The sequence below is a fragment of the Croceitalea sp. MTPC5 genome (genome assembly GCF_036985505.1).
Lineage (GTDB): Bacteria > Bacteroidota > Bacteroidia > Flavobacteriales > Flavobacteriaceae > Croceitalea.
In genome coordinates this window covers 66496-87538 of the sequence record NZ_BTGQ01000006.1, presented here as the reverse complement: position 1 = coordinate 87538, position 21043 = coordinate 66496, and the positions used below count along the sequence as shown (strand labels likewise).

At 39.5% G+C, this 21043-nt stretch carries 18 protein-coding genes and 4 pseudogenes; 21 read left to right on the top strand and 1 reads right to left on the bottom strand.

Features of this window, described 5'->3' with window-relative positions; translation table 11 throughout:
* Positions 1-48 precede the first annotated feature (48 nt).
* The 15 genes and pseudogenes from AACM45_RS17260 to AACM45_RS17190 all read left to right on the top strand — a co-directional run bounded on the left by AACM45_RS17260 (position 49) and on the right by AACM45_RS17190 (position 13875).
* Positions 49-270: a heavy-metal-associated domain-containing protein gene (locus AACM45_RS17260; protein WP_120182569.1), complete on the top strand. Its 222-nt coding sequence runs from the start codon at positions 49-51 to the stop codon at positions 268-270.
* 39 nt (positions 271-309) lie between these two features.
* Positions 310-753, top strand: coding sequence for a DUF3347 domain-containing protein (locus AACM45_RS17255; RefSeq protein WP_120182570.1), 444 nt, complete (start codon positions 310-312; stop codon positions 751-753).
* Between the two features lie 65 nt (positions 754-818).
* Positions 819-2498, top strand: a pseudogene (locus AACM45_RS17250) (multicopper oxidase domain-containing protein); the annotation flags it as partial.
* A gap of 112 nt (positions 2499-2610) precedes the next feature.
* A pseudogene (locus AACM45_RS17245) lies at positions 2611-3947 on the top strand (IS3 family transposase).
* A gap of 50 nt (positions 3948-3997) precedes the next feature.
* A pseudogene (locus tag AACM45_RS17240) lies at positions 3998-4243 on the top strand (helix-turn-helix domain-containing protein); the annotation flags it as partial.
* 92 nt (positions 4244-4335) lie between these two features.
* Complete coding sequence (locus AACM45_RS17235) at positions 4336-5385, top strand: helix-turn-helix domain-containing protein (protein ID WP_094997528.1); 1050 nt, start codon at positions 4336-4338, stop codon at positions 5383-5385.
* A 72-nt stretch (positions 5386-5457) separates the two neighbouring features.
* Entirely contained in the window at positions 5458-6210 is a 753-nt protein-coding gene (locus tag AACM45_RS17230; protein WP_094997529.1) for a methyltransferase family protein, read from the top strand.
* A 152-nt stretch (positions 6211-6362) separates the two neighbouring features.
* A complete protein-coding gene (locus AACM45_RS17225; protein ID WP_094997530.1) occupies positions 6363-8765 on the top strand; it encodes a TonB-dependent receptor in 2403 nt (800 codons plus the stop codon).
* Positions 8766-8770: 5 nt separating this feature from the next.
* Positions 8771-9640 (top strand): DUF4249 domain-containing protein, encoded by an 870-nt coding sequence (locus AACM45_RS17220; RefSeq protein WP_229702449.1) that lies wholly within the window; start codon positions 8771-8773, stop codon positions 9638-9640.
* An 18-nt stretch (positions 9641-9658) separates the two neighbouring features.
* Positions 9659-9790 (top strand): annotated as a pseudogene (locus AACM45_RS17215) (helix-turn-helix domain-containing protein); the annotation flags it as partial.
* Positions 9791-10196: 406 nt separating this feature from the next.
* Positions 10197-10427, top strand: coding sequence for a heavy-metal-associated domain-containing protein (locus AACM45_RS17210; protein WP_094997533.1), 231 nt, complete (start codon positions 10197-10199; stop codon positions 10425-10427).
* Positions 10428-10512: 85 nt separating this feature from the next.
* Positions 10513-11073 carry a DUF305 domain-containing protein gene (locus AACM45_RS17205; protein ID WP_094997534.1) on the top strand — a complete coding sequence of 187 codons (561 nt, stop codon included), beginning with the start codon at positions 10513-10515 and terminating at the stop codon, positions 11071-11073.
* 119 nt (positions 11074-11192) lie between these two features.
* Positions 11193-12530: an MBL fold metallo-hydrolase gene (locus tag AACM45_RS17200; protein WP_094997535.1), complete on the top strand. Its 1338-nt coding sequence runs from the start codon at positions 11193-11195 to the stop codon at positions 12528-12530.
* 55 nt (positions 12531-12585) lie between these two features.
* Positions 12586-13356 (top strand): PQQ-dependent sugar dehydrogenase, encoded by a 771-nt coding sequence (locus tag AACM45_RS17195; protein WP_308423257.1) that lies wholly within the window; start codon positions 12586-12588, stop codon positions 13354-13356.
* 3 nt (positions 13357-13359) lie between these two features.
* A complete protein-coding gene (locus AACM45_RS17190; protein WP_308423258.1) occupies positions 13360-13875 on the top strand; it encodes a PQQ-dependent sugar dehydrogenase in 516 nt (171 codons plus the stop codon).
* Between the two features lie 131 nt (positions 13876-14006).
* Here the strand turns inward: AACM45_RS17190 and AACM45_RS17185 are convergent, their stop codons facing one another.
* Positions 14007-15272, bottom strand: coding sequence for a thiolase family protein (locus tag AACM45_RS17185; protein WP_094997536.1), 1266 nt, complete (start codon positions 15270-15272; stop codon positions 14007-14009).
* Between the two features lie 335 nt (positions 15273-15607).
* On the opposite strand from AACM45_RS17185, the gene AACM45_RS17180 reads away from it, so the two are divergent.
* From AACM45_RS17180 to AACM45_RS17155, 6 genes are all read left to right on the top strand, one after another.
* On the top strand, positions 15608-17866 hold the full coding sequence (locus AACM45_RS17180) for a heavy metal translocating P-type ATPase (RefSeq protein WP_094997537.1): 2259 nt from the start codon (positions 15608-15610) through the stop codon (positions 17864-17866).
* Between the two features lie 23 nt (positions 17867-17889).
* Positions 17890-18108 (top strand): heavy-metal-associated domain-containing protein, encoded by a 219-nt coding sequence (locus AACM45_RS17175; RefSeq protein WP_094997538.1) that lies wholly within the window; start codon positions 17890-17892, stop codon positions 18106-18108.
* An 82-nt stretch (positions 18109-18190) separates the two neighbouring features.
* Positions 18191-18835, top strand: a complete 645-nt coding sequence (locus AACM45_RS17170) for a GNAT family N-acetyltransferase (protein ID WP_094997539.1) — start codon at positions 18191-18193, stop codon at positions 18833-18835.
* 85 nt (positions 18836-18920) lie between these two features.
* Complete coding sequence (locus AACM45_RS17165; RefSeq protein ID WP_094997540.1) at positions 18921-19727, top strand: M90 family metallopeptidase; 807 nt, start codon at positions 18921-18923, stop codon at positions 19725-19727.
* A gap of 24 nt (positions 19728-19751) precedes the next feature.
* Positions 19752-20237 (top strand): phosphatase PAP2 family protein, encoded by a 486-nt coding sequence (locus AACM45_RS17160; protein WP_094997541.1) that lies wholly within the window; start codon positions 19752-19754, stop codon positions 20235-20237.
* A 279-nt stretch (positions 20238-20516) separates the two neighbouring features.
* A complete protein-coding gene (locus AACM45_RS17155) occupies positions 20517-21002 on the top strand; it encodes a hypothetical protein (RefSeq protein ID WP_094997542.1) in 486 nt (161 codons plus the stop codon).
* The last annotated feature ends 41 nt before the right edge of the window (positions 21003-21043 follow it).

The window sequence follows — 21043 nt, the reverse complement described above, 5'->3', positions numbered from 1 at the left end:
TTATGTTCCGAATTTTGTACCAACAAAAACAATTAAAAGTTCAATACAATGGAAAGTAAAAATCTTCAATTCAAGACAAACCTTAACTGTGGTAACTGTGTATCAAAAGTGCAGGCAGATTTAGATAACGCAGACGGTATCTGCGAATGGAACGTTGACACCACAAACAGCGATAAAATACTGACTGTAAAAGCAGAGGGCATTACCGAAGACGAGGTTGTCGCAATCATCAGGAAAAAAGGTTTTAAAGCTGAACCTGTTTCAGCATAATACCATCAGCAATTCACTAATCTTTAAAAGGAACAAAAAATGAAAAAGTTAATAGTTGCAATAACCGTAATGATGTTTGGATTTTCTGCTTTTGCACAAAATACAGGCAACCTGCTGAACAATTATATCAGCGTAAAAAATGCTTTGGTAAGCAGTGACAGCAAGGCGGCAAACACCGCTATTTCCGCACTGAACGAAGCCGTAAAGAGCGAAGACAATTTTGCACAGAAAGCAGAATTGCAGAAAGCCACCGAGAAATTAAGCAAGGCAGGCAACAACATTGAAAAGCAAAGAGCCGCTTTCAATGATGTATCTACCATAATGTGGAAACTGGTAAAACCATCCGACAAAGTAAACCAACCAGTTTACTACCAGTATTGCCCGATGAAAAAAGCATATTGGTTGAGCAAAGAAAAGGACATCAAAAATCCTTACTACGGTTCATCTATGCTTACGTGTGGTAAAGTTGCAGAAACTAAATAATACCCATTAAGGCATTGCTCATTAGGCAATGCCTTTTAATCTTTATAACCAATGCTATTTTTAAAATGGATAATCAAAAATTTCTTCACAAAAAGCTGTTGCCGCTAACCCTGTTGGCACTCTTTATATCACAAGTCAGCATTGCCCAAAAAGTAGTCCATTACGACCTGTATGTAAGAGATACGGTTGTAAACTACGCAGGCAAAGAAAAAAGGGCAATCGCTGTAAACGGGCAAATCCCAATGCCCACGCTTGAATTTACAGAGGGCGACACGGCAGAAATTGTTGTCCATAACCAGTTGAAAGAAAGTACATCCCTGCATTGGCACGGGCTATTCCTGCCCAATAAAGAAGACGGTGTACCTTTCTTAACGCAAATGCCCATAGAACCCGGCACAACCTATACTTACCGTTTCCCGATTATTCAGACCGGAACGCACTGGTATCATTCACATTCGGGCTTGCAGGAGCAGATTGGTATGTACGGCAGCTTTATAATGCACAAAAGGGCTGATGACAAAACATTCAGGAAAGGCATTGACGATTTGCCGGAAATTCCCATAATGCTAAGCGAATGGACGAACCTCAATCCCAACAATGTACACCGTATGCTGCACAATGCAAGCGATTGGTTTGCCATAAGAAAAGGCGCAACACAAAGCTATGCCGAAGCCATCCAAAGCGGTAAATTCAAAACCAAGCTGACCAACGAATGGAAACGTATGTTGGCTATGGACGTGAGCGATGTATATTACGAACGTGTGCTGATGAACGGCAATCATCATACAGACCTGAAAAGCATTGACGGCAAGCCGTTAAAAGCAGGCGACAAAGTGCGTTTGCGGATTTCTAATGGCGGTGCATCCTCTTACTTTTGGCTTCGCTACGCAGGCGGTAAAATGTCCGTAGTGGCAAGCGACGGCAACGATGTGCAACCTGTGGATGTGGACAGGCTGATTATCGCTGTATCTGAAACTTACGATGTAGTCGTTACCATTCCCGAAGACGGTAAAGCCTTTGAATTTATGGCAACTACCGAAGACCGTACCCAATCCACAAGCTATTTTATTGGCAGCGGTACAAAACAATATGTTGGGGAAATGCCACGCCTGAAATATTTTGAGGGTATGAAGATGATGAATGATATGATGAAGATGAACGGCGACCTTGACGATATGGGAATGAATATGAGCCTTAACCAAATGGATATGAACGTAGTAATGTATCCTGAAATTACAGGCGAAGAAAAGGGCAAGAAAGCTAAGGACAATGGGCAGCCAATGGAGCATCACGGGGAAAACCATAAAATGAATACGGACGAAGACCCCAACCGTTATAATGCCAATGCGTTGAGCAATATAGTAACGCTCAATTACGCAATGCTGAAATCGCCACACAATACCACATTGCCAAAAGATGCTCCGGTAAAAGAACTGAAATTTACCCTTACCGGAAATATGAACCGTTACGTTTGGAGTATGGATAATAAGGTCTTGGCAGAAAGCGACAAAATACCTGTAAAGAAAGGCGAGATTTTGAGGATTACCATTCACAACAACTCAATGATGCGCCACCCGATACACCTGCACGGTTTTGATTTCAGGGTGCTGAATGAGCACGGCGAAAATGCACCGATGAAAAATATAATCGACATTATGCCGATGGAAACCGATACCATCGAGTTTCTTGCCAATACCGAGGGCGATTGGTTTTTCCATTGCCATATCCTGTACCATATGATGGCGTGTAAATCTTCAACTAAAAGTGGACTGATCTTGGTCTAAAGATAAGTGATGGTTTTGTTATCTTCAAGGCTAGCCTTGAAGATGGATTCATTAACCATTTAAATCACTTAAAATGACAAAGAAGAACACGGAATCAATCGTAAAGGACATTAAAAGGAATACAAGGAGGAAGTTTTCTGCAGAGGAAAAGATCCGTATCGTGCTGGAAGGTCTCAAGGGCGAGGAATCGGTATCCGGCATCTGCAGGCGTGAGGGCATTGCCCCGGCACTGTACTATCGTTGGAGCAAGGATTTTCTGGAAGCTGGGAAGAAGCGCCTGATGGGTGACACCATGCGCGAGGCCAATACCAGTGAAGTAAAGGAACTCCGTGGGGAGAACTCCCAGCTTAAGGAAACGGTGGCCGAACTGTTGCTCCAGAACCGGGTGCTCAAAAAAAGTACCAATGGCTTAGGGTAAAATGGAGGAAGTACATGCGATTTACCCAACAGGAGAAATACGAGATCATAAGGCTTGTGGAGACATCTGAAATAGGCGTGAACAGGACATTGAAGGAAATAGGGATAAACAAGAGCACCTTCTACAACTGGTACGGTAAGTACCTCGAAGGTGGCTTTGACGGACTTGCGCCCAACCATAGGGCACGCAATACCTATTGGAACAGGATACCCGACAAGATTAGGTCGGAGGTCGTGGAGATGGCCCTGGACTTCCCGGAGGAATCCTGTCGCGGACTTGCCTGTAAGATGACCGATGAGCGGGAATACTATATCTCGGAGAGCAGTGTCTACCGCATACTTAAGTCACGTGGACTGGTGACATCCCCTGCTTTTGATACCATGGCCGCTTCACAGGAGTACAGGGACAAGACCATAAGGGTTCACCAGATGTGGCAGACGGACTTCACCTATCTGAAGATCGTCGGGTGGGGCTGGTACTATCTCTCGACCATTCTGGACGATTACAGCCGATATATTATCCATTGGGAACTCTGTCCCTCGATGAACGCAGGGGATGTGAAGAAAACAGTGGGAAGGGCATTGGAAAAGGTATCGCTGCCCAAAGGGCAAATGCCAAGGCTCCTGTCGGACAACGGGCCCTGTTACATCAGTGGCGAACTGAAGGAGTTCATAAAGGAAAGGGAGATGGAGCATATCCGGGGAAAACCGAACCATCCACAGACGCAGGGCAAGATAGAGCGTTACCACCGTTCGATGAAGAACATCATCAAACTGGACAACTACTATATGCCGGGGGAACTCAAGGAAAGGTTGGAAGAGTTCGTGGACTATTACAACAACAGGAGATACCACGAATCATTGGACAACCTGACACCGGCAGCCGTATATTTCGGAAGGGACAAAAAGATATTGGAAAAACGTAAATCGATAAAGAAAAGAACGATGCTCAAAAGAAGGAAAGAGCACCTAATTCAAAAGTTGAAACTATGACTTAACTTTGGATCGGGACAGTCCTAATTCGTTTGAAGACGTACAACAAGTACTTAAGTTCCCTTTTTTCATCTGTGGAAAGCATCACTTTTGAACAGTATATCATCACCCAAAAGATTGAAAGGGTAAAGGAATTATTGGTGTATGACGAACTTACCTTGAGCGAAATTGCCTATCAACTGGGGTACAGCAGCGTGGCCTATTTAAGCAATCAATTTAAAAAAATCAATGGTATGGCACCTACACAATTTAAGAAGAGTACTATACAGAATAGAAAGTTTTTGGATGATGTTTAAGAAGTTTTTGTTGCAAGTTCACTTTATCAAGAAAGCTGTCCAAGGCAACTAGACCATCTCAATACTTCATAATATAATTAAACTTTTAATCGATGCTTAAAATCATACAAATAGTTGCCTTACTACAAGGTCTTTTTATTTTATTCATTTTTTACAGAAGTAGAGCGAATTACAGGAAAACAACTTTTTGGCTCTTTTTTGGAAGCATTGTATCCATACTGCTATACATAATTGGTGATGATGATAACAACCTTTTTATAGATGACGCAGATTGGTTCTTATTTGACAGCTCGTTATTTCTAACATTTCTTTTTTTATACTTCAAGTACTTTAATTCTGCCAAAGAGGTTTTTTTGAAAAGAGACTATTTGTTTTTCTTACCCAGTATGTTTTTGTTTTTAAGTGAAACATTGGAAATGATTTCGGATGGGGAAAACGATTTTTTAGAGATAATAGAGACGTTAATAGAATTCGTGTTTTTGTGCTACTTAATCTATATTTTATACAACTTACTTAAAACTAAAAGGACTAATTGGATTCTTTACTTTGTTGCCCCTATTGTTTTAATATTGAGCATTTCGTATATAAATGGTCTTCTAGATTTGTTTGAATTGGCGCCTATTGTTTTTTCCAGTGATGACGATTTTAATTCCTATTTGCTTCTTGTTGTCGCATTCTTGTTCTATTTTATTACCTTTTATATGATAAGTAAGCCCAAAGAACTCATACCAAATGCTGAGGTCACCAAGTACAAATCGTCTAACCTAACGCCCGAATTGATTGAAAAATATAAAAACGCTTTAATACAAATAATGGAAAAGGAAAAACTTTATCTAGACCACAGGTTATCAATCCATAGTGTGTCAAAAAAATTGAATATTCCTAGACAGTATATTTCTGAAGTTCTAAACTTACATTTAAACAAAAGTTTTCAAGATTTTGTCAATGAATATAGGGTTGAAGCATTTGTAAAAAACCTACAAAACGACCAACATGCCCATTTTACGCTTTTCGGGATGGCCACAGAAGTCGGTTTTAGTTCCAAGTCTTCTTTTAATGCTACATTCAAGAAAGTCAAAGGAATAACCCCTACGCAATTCAGGAATTCTATTGCCCAGAAAAAGGTAATAGGTACAGAATAAGCATTCTGGACAACAGGCAAATAATCTTGTGCTTTGTTGTTTCGTTCTTTGGGGGAATTAAATCCTTAAAGCATGGCATTACAAGAAGAATTGAAAACACAAGGCGACTTTTTATTTAAAAATAGAAGTTATTTACCATTGATTATTTTAGTTATTGGTTTATTGGTATTTATCTATCAAAAACATTACAACAGTGAAGCAATAGACAATTGGTTACCTGAATTCTTCGACTACATTTGGCTTGGCATTAGTTTATTCGGCTTGTATATAAGAGTGGTTACAGTAGCCCATACACCAAAAAACACATCTGGAAGAAATACAACAGAGGGGCAAATTGCTGAAGAGCTAAACACTACGGGCATCTATTCAATAGTTAGGCATCCTTTATATTTGGGCAATTTCTTTATGTGGCTTGGCGTGGCAATGCTCACTAATAACACTTGGTTTGTGATAACCTTCGTTTTGTTCTACGCATTTTACTACGAACGTATAATGTATGCCGAAGAAAGTTTTTTAAGACAAAAATTTGGTAATATCTATCTTGATTGGGCCAAAAAAACACCTGCATTTATGCCTTCATTTAAGTATTATCAAAAAGCTAAATATCCGTTTAGTATCAAAAAGGCATTAAAAAAAGAGAAAAACGGTTTGGCAGCCGTGTTTCTAATATTTTGGGTTTTTAGTTTTATCGGCGAAATGATAAAACTACAGGCTATCAAATTTGAATATGACTTCTGGTTTTATGGTGCTTTGGCTTCATCAATAATATACATAGTATTAAAGATTATGAAAAAACAAAAATTATTGGATGAGATCAATCGCTAATATATTCACAACGCCGCAGATACAGTAATAAGATAATCATAGTCTTCATAATATCTTCTACAAAGACTGGTTTGCATCTCGGCCAAGAGTAAAACTCAATCAAAACTTTAGACATTACAAAAAGAATCTATTTTAAAACAATCAAATTATATATGGAACATTTAAGTCAATCAATCAAGAAATCCTTTTTACCATTATTTTTCATCATAATTAACAGCATGCTATTTGCCCAAGAAGAATACACCTTGAGAGGAGCCATTAGCGATGAGTCAAACGGCGAAGCCATGTTTGGCACAACGATTTATTTAAAAGGCACCACCATAGGCACCACCACAAACGAGTATGGCTTTTACTCCATAACAGCACCAGAAGGAAAATACACATTGGTTGTTTCGTATTTAGGATACAAAGAAATACAAAAAGAGGTGTTTCTTAATAAAGACACAAAACTCAACATTGAAATTAAAGAAGATCCTAGCACACTTGATGAAGTCGTAATTACAGCAGATGAAGGCGTAAAAAATCTAAATGTAAGAAAACCACAAATGGGAGTTGTTACCTTAAAGGCAGAAACAATTGAATTAGTGCCTGCTGTATTAGGCGAAGTAGATCTTATTAAAACCATACAACTTTTGCCAGGGGTTTCAAATAATGGAGAAGGTTCAGCAGGCTTTAATGTAAGAGGTGGAGCAGTAGACCAAAACTTGGTGCTTTTAGATGAAGCCATCATTTACAATACGTCTCACTTTTTTGGATTATTTTCTGTATTTAATAACGATGCAATTAAAGATGTAAAACTTTATAAAGGTGATATTCCTGCTAAATTCGGCGGAAGGACAGCTTCAGTTTTAGATGTAAGGCAAAAAGACGGTAACAATAAGCGGCTTGAACTCAATGGAGGTATTGGATTAATTTCAAGTAGGCTTGCAGTAGAAGCACCATTATTCAAAAAGAAAGGCTCTTTTCTTTTAGCAGGAAGAACAACTTATGCTCAGCTTTTTTCTGGTTTGATGGACGATTTGGCAAATAGTAATATTAGTTTTTACGATGTAAACCTAAAAACCAATTATGAAATTAATGAAAACAATAAAATATATCTGTCCAGTTATTTTGGGCGAGATGTTTTTAATATTTCACGTTTAATAAATAGTAATTACGGAAACATCTCTGCAAATCTTAGGTGGAATCATGTTTTCAATGATAAGCTATTCTCTAACCTATCGCTTATATATAGTAAATACGATTATCAGATAATACTGGACTTTGAACAACTGGATTGGATATCTGACATCACAAATTATAACTTAAAATACGATTTTGGATATTATGCAAGTGATAAACTAAAAATAGATTTTGGACTAAGTGGCATTTCTTATAATCTAAATCCAGGAGAAATTATGCCTTCAACGCCAACCTCTCCTATTAATCCATTGACATTAGATCAAAAAAGAGCTTTTGAAGCAGGGACTTATGCCAGTGTAGAACATAAACTTACAGATAAGTTTACTGCAAGATATGGTTTGCGCTACAGTACATTCAACCGATTGGGCGGGCAGGCCATCACAAATTATGCAAATAATCAGCCAGTAGTTTATAACCAAGGATTAGGCATCTACCAAAATGGCGAAGCCATAGGAGAAACAGCTTATTCAAAAGGCCAAACAATTAAACAATTTGGAAATTTAGAACCGCGTTTAGGCTTGTCTTACTTGCTAACAGACAACTCTTCAATAAAAGGAAGTTACACACGTACAGCACAATATTTACATCTACTGTCTAATACGGTATCTGTTACCCCATTAGATGTTTGGACACCTAGTGGGACCTATATTAAACCTCAGCTTTCTAACCAATATGCTTTAGGGTATTATAAGAAATTCAATGGCAATGCATATTCATTTGAAGCCGAAGCTTATTATAAAACTACAGATAATCGTATTGACTACATTGACGGAGCGGATTTAATTGGGAATAATACAATCGAAACCGAAATTTTGAATGGTGAGGCAAGAGCCTATGGTTTAGAATTAATGCTCAGAAAAAATAAAGGGCGTTTTACAGGCTGGCTATCATATACATTGGCTAAATCTGAGCAACGTTCTTTTGGCGGAAATGCTGGAGGCCCTGGAATCAATAATGGTAATTGGTACAATGCACCTTTTGATCGTACACACGATATTTCTATTACAGGAGTTTATAAATTAACAGATAAATGGAAATTTAGTGCAAATGCTATTTACCAAACCGGTCGTCCAGTCACCTATCCAACCGGGCAATTTGAATATGACGGATCCTCTGTTGTAATTTATAATGAAAGAAATGCCGACAGGCTACCTGCTTATCATAGGTTAGATGTTTCAGCGACCTATAAGCCCAACCGTAATCCCAATAAGCAATGGAAAGGTGAGTGGGTATTTAGTATTTATAACCTTTATAACAGGCAAAATGCAGCCTCCATATCATTTAACCAAGACTATAACACTGGAGTAAACGAAGCCTTGAGAACTACAATATTTGGCATTATTCCTTCAGTAACCTATAACTTTAAATTTTAAAAAACATGATGTCCTTAAAAAATATATTTAAAATAGAAAATAAGATTAAAATTGTAAGCCTTTTAGGATTAAGCATTATTATTTTTTCTTGTACAGAAGCTATAGACCTATCTGTACCTACCGAATCTCCACGATTGGTTATTGAAGCATCTATAGGTTGGGAAAAAGGTACTTTAGGAAATAATCAAACCATAAAACTGAGCCTTACCACACCTTATTATGATACAGCACCAAACCCTGTAGCAGGTGCATCAGTCAGAGTTGAAAACATCACAAATGGCGATATATTTATTTTTGAAGACCAACAAGATGGTCGTTACACAACCTCAGATTTCGAACCAATGATTAACAACACCTATAACTTAGAGGTAATTTATAATAATGAGACCTATACTGCTGAAGAAACATTAATGCCTGTCCCAGAAATAGATAGAATAGAGCAATCTCGTGAACTCGGTTCGGACCCAGAAGAGTTAGATCTCACAATATACTTCAATGATCCAGCAAATGAAGTGAATTTTTATTACATCACCTTTTTAGAAGGAGAAGATCTGCTTCCGACAAGAGAAATAATGTCTGATGAGTTTACAAATGGTAATGAAATGTCCCTTTTATACGAAGAAGATGAAGCGGATGCGGAAGACGAAATTTTGCCTGGAGATATGGTGGACATAAACCTATATGGCATATCCGAAGAATACTATGATTTTTTACATAGATTAATAGAACAATCTGATAATGCAGGAGATCCTTTTGCAACTGTTCCAACAAGGCTAAGGGGCAATTATAAAAATTTAGAAAACCCTGATAATTATGCGTTTGGGTACTTTAGGATTACAGAATTTGTAAATGAGGTTTATACTTTCGTTGAGTAATAAATCATCAACCAATAAATTGAATGTATAAAGGAGTTGTTGGTGTACCATAAATCAAGCTTGAGCGAGATAGCTTTTAAACTTAACTATAGCAGTGTAGCATATTTAAGCAACCAGTTTAAAAAGGTAACGGGAATGACTCCCTCATAATTTAAAAATAGTATAGATAAGAACAGGAAATCGTTGGATGATATATAATTTCTACGATAAGCTTCCAAAGGAGCCCTCATATTGGTTGCTTTGAAACAAATGTCCCAATTTCAAATGGGTCAATGTTTGTTTTTTTAGAAACAAATGATCTTTACTGTAAGCTTTATTTTTAACTAATGTCCATTTGCACGTTCTTATTTAATGGTTTGGTGTAGCACAAAAGAATAACTCAAAACCATAAATAGAATAACCAAATTGGTTATCGCCTGTTGGCAAAAGTGATAAATTCTTTTTCGCGAAAAAATTATGAAAGCCGTTGGCGTGCAGAAAACTATTAAAAGGTAATAAATACTTACGAAATCGGAAAATTTCCGGTTTCACGAAAGAAACTAAAATAAAATACGTCATGAAAAAAAAGTATGAAATAAAAGGAATGACATGCAACGGCTGTAGAACCCATGTAGAAGAAGCAATTCTAAATGTCGCAGGAGTAGCCAATGTATCGGTCGATTTGAAAGATGCCGAAGCGACGGTTGAATCTCAATTTGAAGTGCCTTTGGAAAATTTGCAAAAGGCCTTGAAAAATACCGACGGTCAATATAAAATACAACCTATGAATAGCGTTGAACAAAACTAAAACAATGCCTATATAGTTATGCGGTAATTTGTATGATAGCTACAATCAATTGAAATTCTAATAATAACCAAAAAACAATTTTACGATGGAAAACAAGGAAAAACAAACAGATAAGTATTTAAAGTTCTTCGCAATGATTGGCACCTCAATGGTCGCGATGTTCTTTTTAATGTACACGCACTCCTATCAGATTATCGATCACTTCTGGTATAGTGAAACCAGGTTCTTTATGACGTTGATCATGGGCGGGTCCATGGTTATTATCATGCTGCTGTATATGCTACAAATGTACAAAGACCGCAATAAGAATATTGCCATCCTGGCATTGGGCGTTTTGCTGATTGCAGGCGGAATATGGCTGGTCAGGAGTCAGGTTACGGTTACCGGTGTTGATTATATGGAAGGTATGATTCCTCATCATTCCATCGCTATCCTAACTAGTGAACGATCTCAAATAAAAGATATCAGGGTAAGGGAAATCGCCGATGAAATCATCAAAGCGCAGCGTCGGGAAATAATGGAAATGCAATGGTTGATTAACGATATCAAGGAAAATGGGATAGTAGAAACAGAAGAAGAAAAGGAAAAGCGTCCGCTTCCCAAATTTGAAGGATCGCTTACCGAAGAAACAACAAACCTTGACTGATACGGAAAAGTGAATGTCAGGAGGTAATAACAGTTTTTACTTTCGAAAGGAAAAAACGAAAATACAGGAGAATAAACGAAGGCATTTCGGACGTTAAATTATAAACGCATAAAATTTTTATGAAAATACAGCAATTTGAATATGAACCACTTTCCCACTATTCATACGTACTGCTGAGCGGAGGGGAGATGGCGATAATCGATCCCGATCGCGACCCGATGCACTATTATAACTTTGCGCATAAAGAAAATGCTAAGATCAAAGTTGTGCTATTGACCCACTCCCATGCAGACTTTGTAAGCTCACATTGGCAAATTAGCAAAGAAACTGGTGCCACGATCTATAACAGCAGCAGATTGGAAGCTGAATACCCTTTCGAAAGTTTTGATGGGAACAGTGCCATTTTCGTGGGCAATACCAAACTAGAAGCCATAAATACTCCTGGGCATTCATACGATAGTATTTCCATTCTTGCCACAGATGAAAATGAGGTTGCACTTTTTACGGGGGACACCTTATTGATCGGGGATGTCGGACGCCCGGATCTGCGCGGAAATGAAAATGACAAAGAGCAAAAAAAGCAAGCACTGGCCCGTGAAATGTTCAACACAATTCGAACTAAATTCAAAAAAATACCGAATGAGGCCATTATTTACCCCGCCCACGGGGCGGGATCCCTGTGCGGCAAAAGCATGTCGGCAGATAGCAGTAGCACATTAGGTAGGGAGCGAAAGGATAACTGGGCATTTGGCCATCAAAATGAAGACGAGTTTGTCAAAGAACTCCTTGAAGACCAACCATTCATACCGGCCTATTTCAAACATGATGTAGCTATGAACAAAAAGAAAGTTGAATCGATTGATATGGCAACCGCTAAAATCCCTATTCATCTTAATGCCGAAACACCAAAAGAAAATATCTTAATTGTCGATAGTCGTGATGAAAACGAGTTTAAACAAGGTCATTGGCCACAGAGTATCAATATTATGCAGGGTGGCGAAGCATCCTCTTTTGAAACATGGTTAGGTACTATAATCCAACCAAATGAGGAATTTCATCTGGTTGTTGATTCTCCAAAAAGTGTAAAGACCATCGCCCGGCGGGTGGCGAAGATAGGGTTTGAAAATCAGCTTAAGGCGATAATTACCCTTTCGAAGAAAAGCTTTGTCGAAAACGAGCGATTGGATTTCAAGCATTTTGTGCAAAATCTGGATAATTACACCATTGTCGATGTCAGAAATACGGATGAAGTAAGAAAAAAGAAAATTTTTGACGGTGCCCTGAACCAACCCCTACACGAACTAAGGGATTCAATTCAGGACATTCCTAACGACAAACCCATTATTGTCCATTGTGGCAGTGGATATAGAAGCGCGATCGGAAGCAGCATACTTTCAAATGAATTGCAAGACGTAAAAGTATATGACCTAGGGGAAGTTATTGAGAAATTCAAATAACCAAGAAGCTAAGTTTTTAATGGGCAGAAGATGTAAGACAAAATTTTAAATGGCCATGGGAAGACGTTTTTTTACAGGTTTAATCATTTCACTCTTAGTATTGGCAACTACAAATGCGCAGACCGTCGATTCGCTACCGCCGATATCGGCCTCCAAATCCTATTCCAACTATAGCAATGTCATTGGCTGGAAAAATGGAAGGACCCCTAAAGCCCCGCCAGGTTTTACCGTTACAAAATATGCTGACGGTTTTGAGAATCCAAGGTGGATATACGTTACACCGAATGGCGATGTACTTGTGGCGCAAAGCAATTCGAATTATCCTCTTTGGAAAAAAATCGGGGCATGGTTCATCGGGGCATCAAAGTCGAAAAGCTTTAAGAACAGTGCCGACTTGATAACCTTGCTCCGCGATGTAGACAAGGATGGGTCTCCCGATGAACGCGCCGTATTTCTCGAAAAGGAACTCGATCAACCCTTCGGAATGCTTGTGCTGGATGATTGGTTCTATGTGGCCAATACCAACGGATTGCTACGTTTTCCTTACAAGCCCGGTCAATTGCAACTATCGGGAAGAGCGGAAAAAATTACCATCTTGCCCGCAGGAAAGGCCAATCGACATTGGACACGCAATATAATTGCCAACATGGACGGTTCAAAAATATACATAGCGGTCGGTAGTGGCTCAAATGTCGGGGAGAAAGGGGCCGAGGCCGAATTCATGAAGGCGGCCATTCTGGAGATCGACCTCGATGGTTCCGTATTAAGGGTCTTTGCTTCCGGATTAAGAAACGCCGTGGGTATGGATTGGAACCCCATTACCTGAGACTTGTGGACGGCGGTCAACGAACGCGACGGATTGGGCAACAACCTCGTACCAGATTATTTGACCAGTGTCCGCGAAAACGGATTTTATGGTTGGCCCTATGTGTACTATGGGCAAAATGAAGATCCAAGGGTAAAATGGGTGCCTTCGGCCCAAGTGGAGAATACACTGCTGCCCGATGTGAACGTTGGCTCCCATACGGCATCTTTGGGATTGACGTTCTACACGGGCGATTCCTTTCCTGACAAGTATCGGAACGGTGCCTTTGTCGTGCAGCATGGTTCTTGGAACAGACAGGTTTTATCAGGTTATAAAGTGGTTTTCGTGCCATTCATGAATGGAGGGCAAACTGGAAAACCCGAAGACTTTTTAACCGGTTTTATTGTTGACGGCAAAAAGGATGAGGTCTATGGCCGACCCGTGGGTGCCGCCATACTACCCGATGGATCGCTGTTGATAACCGATGATGTGACCAATACCATCTGGAGAATCAGTTGGGACGGTAAACGCGGTATGTGAGCGATTCTCAATGGGGGTTTGCCGTTAAATAAGTATTTTTATTTATGGAAGATGCACAACCTCCGGTAAAGGATTTGAGAAATCTTTTGAGTATCCTTTATTTATACGCTGATATAAACCAAACACATTAGTCAGGATTCCAATAACATCACCGTTCCCAGTCCACCATCGGCACAGACACTGACCACCGCTTTCTTGCCGGGTCCCATTTGTGCCAGTTCCTTGATTGATTGGTTAATAATTCTTGCGCCGGTCGCTCCGAAAGGGTGACCAATAGCAATACTACCTCCATTTGGATTGAGATGGTCCCAAGGGAACGCTCCAAAGTCGAATGAAACACCCACCTTTTTAAGGTGATTTTTATCTTCAAGCAATTGAACGTTAGCAGCCACCTGTGACCCAAAGGCTTCGTGCACCTCCCATAAATCTATATTATCATAGCGTAAATTGTGCCTGGCCATTAATCTGGGAATTGCAAATGTAGTGGCCATCAACAGTCCTTCTTTTTCAATATTTACGGCGGCAATTTCCCAGTCTATTAATTGAACAGCATAGGATTCATCGGAAAATTTCTCTTTTGCCTTTGAACCACATACCCATAAACCTGCGGCACCATCGGTCAATAAGGAAGAATTTCCGGCAGTCAATGAACCGTTGCCCGACTCCTTATCGAATACCGGATTGAGTTTGGCCAACTGCTCCAAACTGGTATTTTCCCGAGGAATCTTATCCTCTTCAACTCCATCCAACGATAAAATCAAATCATCAAAAAATCCATTATTTCTTCCTTTGATATAATTTTGATGGCTGTTAAGGGCTATCTCATCTTGCCGCTCTCTATCAATATTAAGACGTTTTGTGGTAATTTCGGAATGTTCGCCCATACTCAAACCAGTAGTTCTGTTGGTAACACTCGGGATAAACAAACGTATATCCCCAAAACTCAAATCTTTCAATTTTGAAAATTTATCCGCAAGGGTCTTGCTTTGGAACAACCGCCGTAACCAGTCGGAAAAATTCTGGTTCAATCCAAGTTGAACCCGACTCATACTTTCAACGCCGCCCACCAAGGCAACCTCTTCTTCGCTTATCAATCCAGCAGCCTCAATGGCTGCCATCATACTGGTGCTACAGGCCATAATCGTGGTCAACGCAGGAATACTCTGATCTAATTCTGCATCCATAAGTATCTCACGTGCAAGATTGCTATAACCTAGATTTGGCGCTACTGAACCCCAAATAAAAAGATTGGGGGATAAAGAGTCTCTTTTTATCATTTCCTGGACAACGGGAATAGACAAGTGAAGGGCATCTTTATCTTTAAAATCTTTATCAACCTTTGCAAAAGGTGTTCTCAATCCGGCGATCAACCAAATTTCACTTTTAGAGTTTTTCATAGTAGTAATTCTATTAAGCCTTAAATTAGGAAAAAATGGTCCTATGAAAAATAATTAAAGCATAAGATTATTGTATGTAAGCAACTTTTTAATGCAACAAGTAAAGCTTTGCAGAGACTTCTACTATCGCTGGAAAGAGGGAGTACTCTATTTACCTGTCACAGCCATTGATAAGAGTGGTCGAGGCCTGTGGTCAAGAGGCGAAAAACTTTATGTAGATTTTTGCACGATGGTCAGTTGTTTCTTCCGAGAATTCTACAACTCTTTCAGCAAATTTCGTAACACGGTTGGCGGCAACAATTCCGAACTTTGCATAAAGTAATTCAGATAAAGCCATGGAAACCACAACTGTTTTGGAGCAAAAGGATAAAACCAAGAAATCAGATATCAAAAAATCGTTTCCGGTCACGGGAATGACTTGTGCGGCCTGCGCATCAAGTGTTGAATCCATCCTGTCGCATACTGAAGGTGTCAATAATGCCATTGTTAATTTTGCGAGCAGCTCGGTACTCGTAGATTATGATGAGAACGTTACCGAAGAAAAATTGCAAAACGCTTTACGTCAGGTGGGCTATGACATTATCATAAATGCTGAAGACCCTTCGGAGGTACAAGAGGAGCTTCGGCAAAAGCATTATTATGATATAAAAAACCGTACTATCTGGTCAGCGATTCTGACCCTTCCCATTTTCATTTTGGGAATGTTTTTTATGCATTGGGAACCTGGAAAATGGATATCCTTGGTATTGACTTTTCCTGTTTTATTTTGGTTCGGTCGTAGCTTTTTCATCAATGCTTTCAAGCAGGCCAAACACGGGAAGGCGAATATGGATACCTTGGTCGCCTTGAGTACCGGAATCGCTTTTCTGTTCAGTGTTTTCAACACCCTCTTTCCTGAATTTTGGCTGAGCCGTGGTATTGAACCACACGTCTATTACGAAGCGGCCACGGTCATTATTACATTCATTTCCCTTGGAAAATTATTGGAAGAAAGGGCCAAATCAAACACCTCTTCGGCCATTAAAAAACTGATGGGATTACAACCCAAAACACTAAAAATCATTGAGCATGGGGAAGAAAAAGAAATTCCTATTTCCTCGGTTCAAGTAGGTCAAACTATTTTAGTTCGTCCAGGAGAAAAGATTCCTGTGGATGGGGAAGTTTCCAAAGGCAGCTCGTATGTAGATGAAAGTATGATTACAGGGGAACCTGTTCCCGTGGAAAAATCAGGTGGTGGAAAAGTATTTGCGGGTACGGTAAACCAAAAAGGAAGTTTTCAATTTACCGCTGAAAAAGTAGGTGGGGAAACCTTGCTATCCCAAATCATCAAAATGGTTCAGGAAGCCCAGGGAAGCAAGGCACCCGTTCAAAAACTGGTCGATAAAATTGCTGGAATATTTGTTCCTATCGTTTTGGGTATATCTATCATTACGTTCATTGTTTGGATGTCGGTAGGAGACGATAATGCATTTTCGCAGGCCTTATTGACCTCTGTAGCAGTATTGGTTATCGCTTGTCCCTGTGCATTGGGATTGGCTACACCTACGGCTATAATGGTGGGGATTGGCAAAGGTGCCGAGAACAATATCCTAATAAAAGATGCCGAAAGTTTAGAACTAGGACATAAAGTGAATGCGGTCATTCTTGATAAAACGGGTACCATTACCGAAGGAAAACCATTAGTGACGGATATTCATTGGTCTGAGAATAATAAAGACACGAAGAAATACAAACAAATTCTTTTAGCAATTGAAGCACAATCTGAACACCCTTTGGCGGAAGCGGTGGTCAACCTTTTGAAAGAAGAAGATATTGAACAAACTGAAATAGATTCCTTTGAAAGTATTACAGGTATGGGTGTAAAAGCTCAAGCAAAAAATGGTTCACAATACTATGTGGGAAACCATAAATTAATGCTTGAGAAAAATATTCAAATTAATGCTTCCTTAATGCAAACAGCAGAAAGCCTCGAAGAGCAAGCAAAAACAGTCATATTCTATGGAAATGATGAACAAGTACTGGCAATACTCGCCATTGCAGATAAAATTAAGGAAACTTCAAAGAAAGCCATAGCAACGCTTCAAGAAAGAGACATCGAGGTCTTTATGCTTACCGGAGATAACAATAAGACCGCAGCTGCAGTAGCACAACAGGTTGGAATAACAAATTACCAAGGCGAAGTAATGCCTTCGGACAAGGCAGCTTTTGTAGAAAAACTGCAAGCTGATGGAAAAATAGTAGCTATGGTTGGCGATGGCATCAACGATTCCCACGCCTTGGCGCAAGCCAATGTGAGTATTGCGATGGGTAAAGGTTCTGATATAGCGATGGATGTTGCAAAAATGACTTTGATAACTTCAGATTTGCAATCCATCCCAAAAGCATTGGAACTATCAAAGAAAACGGTTTTGGGTATCCGTCAGAACTTATTTTGGGCATTCATATATAATATCATTGGAATACCGATTGCGGCGGGCGTTTTGTATCCCATAAATGGGTTCTTATTGGACCCAATGATTGCGGGAGCAGCAATGGCATTCAGTAGCGTATCTGTCGTTCTAAATAGCTTAAGGCTTAAACGAGTAAAACTTTAAGATTAATCATAAATTTAAATACTATGAAAACTATAAAATTCAAAACAAATATCAATTGTGGCGGTTGCATCTCTAAAGTAACCCCCTTTTTAAACAAACAAGAAGGGGTCGAAAGTTGGGAAGTGGACACTACTAATGCTGATAAAATCTTGACCATAGAAAGCGATGGTGCTTCAGAAGAAGATGTAAAAGCTACTTTGCAGAAAATTGGGTTTAGCGCGGAAAGTGTTGATGTTCGTTAATCACCAAACGCCTATAATAAATTTATATCCAATCTAAAAGATATCGTTCTGTCAGTACTGACTTAAGTCAAATGAAAAGAAAATGAAGGTAGCGGAAAAAAGCAAATTCTATAAAACGAAGTTATTGTGGCACCGAATACGCCATGGACTATTTTTATTCACCCTTAGAAATGCTCTGACCCGGATAGGATTGGACATCGCACCCTACTATTGGTATAGGGAAATAAAAAATGGAGCCGAAAAACCTGAGATTCGAGATAGCTTCAAAGACTATGAATTATGTTATATAGGTTTGGACGAGATTGGGATAATGAATAACATCATGGGGCTTACAACCAAGGAATTAGAGCAGAATTTAAGTATGGGGCAGATATGTATCGGTCTCAAGCGAGGGAAAGAGATTGCCGCCCTATTATTCGTTGATTTGCAGGATTTTGTGTTTAAAGGCCGCTCCTTCAAAATAAAAGATAAGGAAGGTTACCTTTTGAATGTTTACACGTTTCAGGCGTATAGAGGTAAGAACTTGGCTACCTACTTACGTTATCATTGCTTTGAACTTCTTGAAAACTATTGCGTAGAAGAACTTTACAGTATTGTCTCCTACTTCAATACGTCATCAATAAAAGTCAATAAAAAATTGAATGCCCAAAAGTTGAAACTCTATTTGTACATAGGATTGTTAAAAAGATACCATTGGAATTTTCTGTTGAAGGACTATTCCAAATAATCAAACCGGATAATTTGTTATTATATGGTGGTTATTCTGGGAAAAATTAAAATCAGATGATATTCCCTTATCCGCTACATCAACTATGATTTATACGATTATATTCGGATTGATATTGGCGCTTGCCGTTTATTATTTTTCCGGAATAGGAAAAAAAAAGGTAAAGCCCTTCCCAAATCATTGGCATCCGTTGCTGATGGATCATGTACTCTTTTACCGGAAACTTCCCAAAAGTGAACAGGCAGTTTTTCAACAACGAATGATGCAGTTTTTAAGCGAGGTTTCCATCGACGGAGTACAACTGGAGTTACAGGAACTGGACAAAATATTGATTGCCGCAAGTGCCGTGATTCCCGTTTTTGGTTTTGAAGAATGGCATTACACTAATTTAAGCGGTATACTTTTATATCCCGACCATTTTAATGAAGATTTAGAATTTGACAGCAAAGGACTACTGCGAAATATTGGCGGATTGGTCGGTAACGGAAGGTTCGAAAAACAGATGATTTTATCAAAAAAAGCGTTGTATCATGGCTTTGCCAATACGACTGATAAAAGCAACACCGGTATTCACGAATTTGCACACCTGATAGATAAAATAGACGATGTGACCGATGGAGTGCCAGAACGGTTATTGAAACATCAATATGCAATCCCATGGCTAAAGTTGATCCATAAGGAAATGGAAGCCATAAGCGATAATCATTCCGATATCCGAAAGTATGGCGGCACCAACGAAGCCGAGTTTTTTGCAGTGGCTTCTGAATACTTTTTTGAACGGCCCGATTTACTCAAGAAAAAGCATCCTGAACTCTATAAAATGCTGGTGGAATGTTTTAGGCAGGAACCAGTAGTTTTAGAAAAACAATTGCAAAAAGTTAAGGTCCACTAACAAATAAGGCTATGGGTGCTGTAAATGGCACGTATGATCGGCGTCATCACACAGACCATCAAGAGGTTTGCTGGAAGGCAGAGTCCAGGCCCCGCCATAGATAGCGGAAATCCCGGCGGACATTGGACACTCTTCCTCAGAATCAAGGAATATCAAACAAGAACGTCCAACTACGATGCCATGCCCTCGGGCCATGTGGCGACTTTTATGGCGACCATTACCGTCATTGCTACGAACTATCCTGAGATAAAATGGATAAAGCCCGTTGGCTATACCTTAATGGGTATCATGGCCTTCGAAATGATGAGCAGCAGGGTACATTGGGCCTCGGACTATCCCTTGGGTCTTTTTATCGGTTATGTAGTAGGCAAGGCGGCGGCCAATCGACGAATCAAGAAAATCGATACAAACGATGGTTTGGGTTGGAAAAAACCAGAAAGCATGAGGACTGAATTTGTTACAGGTCAGTTGGAAGGTTACACAACTTTGGGGATAATGTTTAGTTTTTGAAATATAGAGATCATTTTCATATTGCTCTCCCCTGTGCCTGCGGAAGTTGAAAACCCTCTGCCTCCAAGCCTGACCGAGCGAGCACGCTACGCTGGCCCGCATTCGGTCGTCTTTCCGGCTACGGTTTTTAAACATCCTCAGCACCGCGCATAAAAGCATGGAGGCACAAAAAAAGTGCTCCATGCATTTATCTTGCCTAAGCACAATTAATTTCGAAAATTCTTGTTTAAAATATGTAATCCTTAGTGATATATTTGTAGTAATTCAAGGCTAGTTCCAATGAAACCAAATATTTTCATCTTTTTTGCATTCCCGATGCTGCTATTTTTTTCGTGCAATAGCGACGACGACAGCGTTGCGGAATCGGATAGGAGCCAAGCTTTGTTGGGCCAGTGGGAGTATGAATCTATTGATTCCAATACAGCCGTGGACATCAATGGCGACGGTACGGTCAATGTAGACCTGTTCAATACCAACGAAATACGTCAATGTTTAAAGGATAATCTCACTTTCTTCAGCTCTAGGGGAGCTGAAGAAAAAGGTGCTTTTTCCATTAATGAAAACGGACTGTCCTGTGGGGAAGTGCCCGCATTTCAAAATGTCGAGGACGATAGGTACGAACTAATAGACAACTGGATCATACGATTTGATAACCGCAACGATTGGATTATCGTGGAGTTTACCAAAAACCGATTGGTCGTTGACCAAGAGGATTTTCTGGATGATCAGGATGTAGTGATTACCTACACTTTCAAGAGAAGCTAGTTTTAGTTATGCTTAGCTTAGCGCGTTAAAAGTGCCTTTGA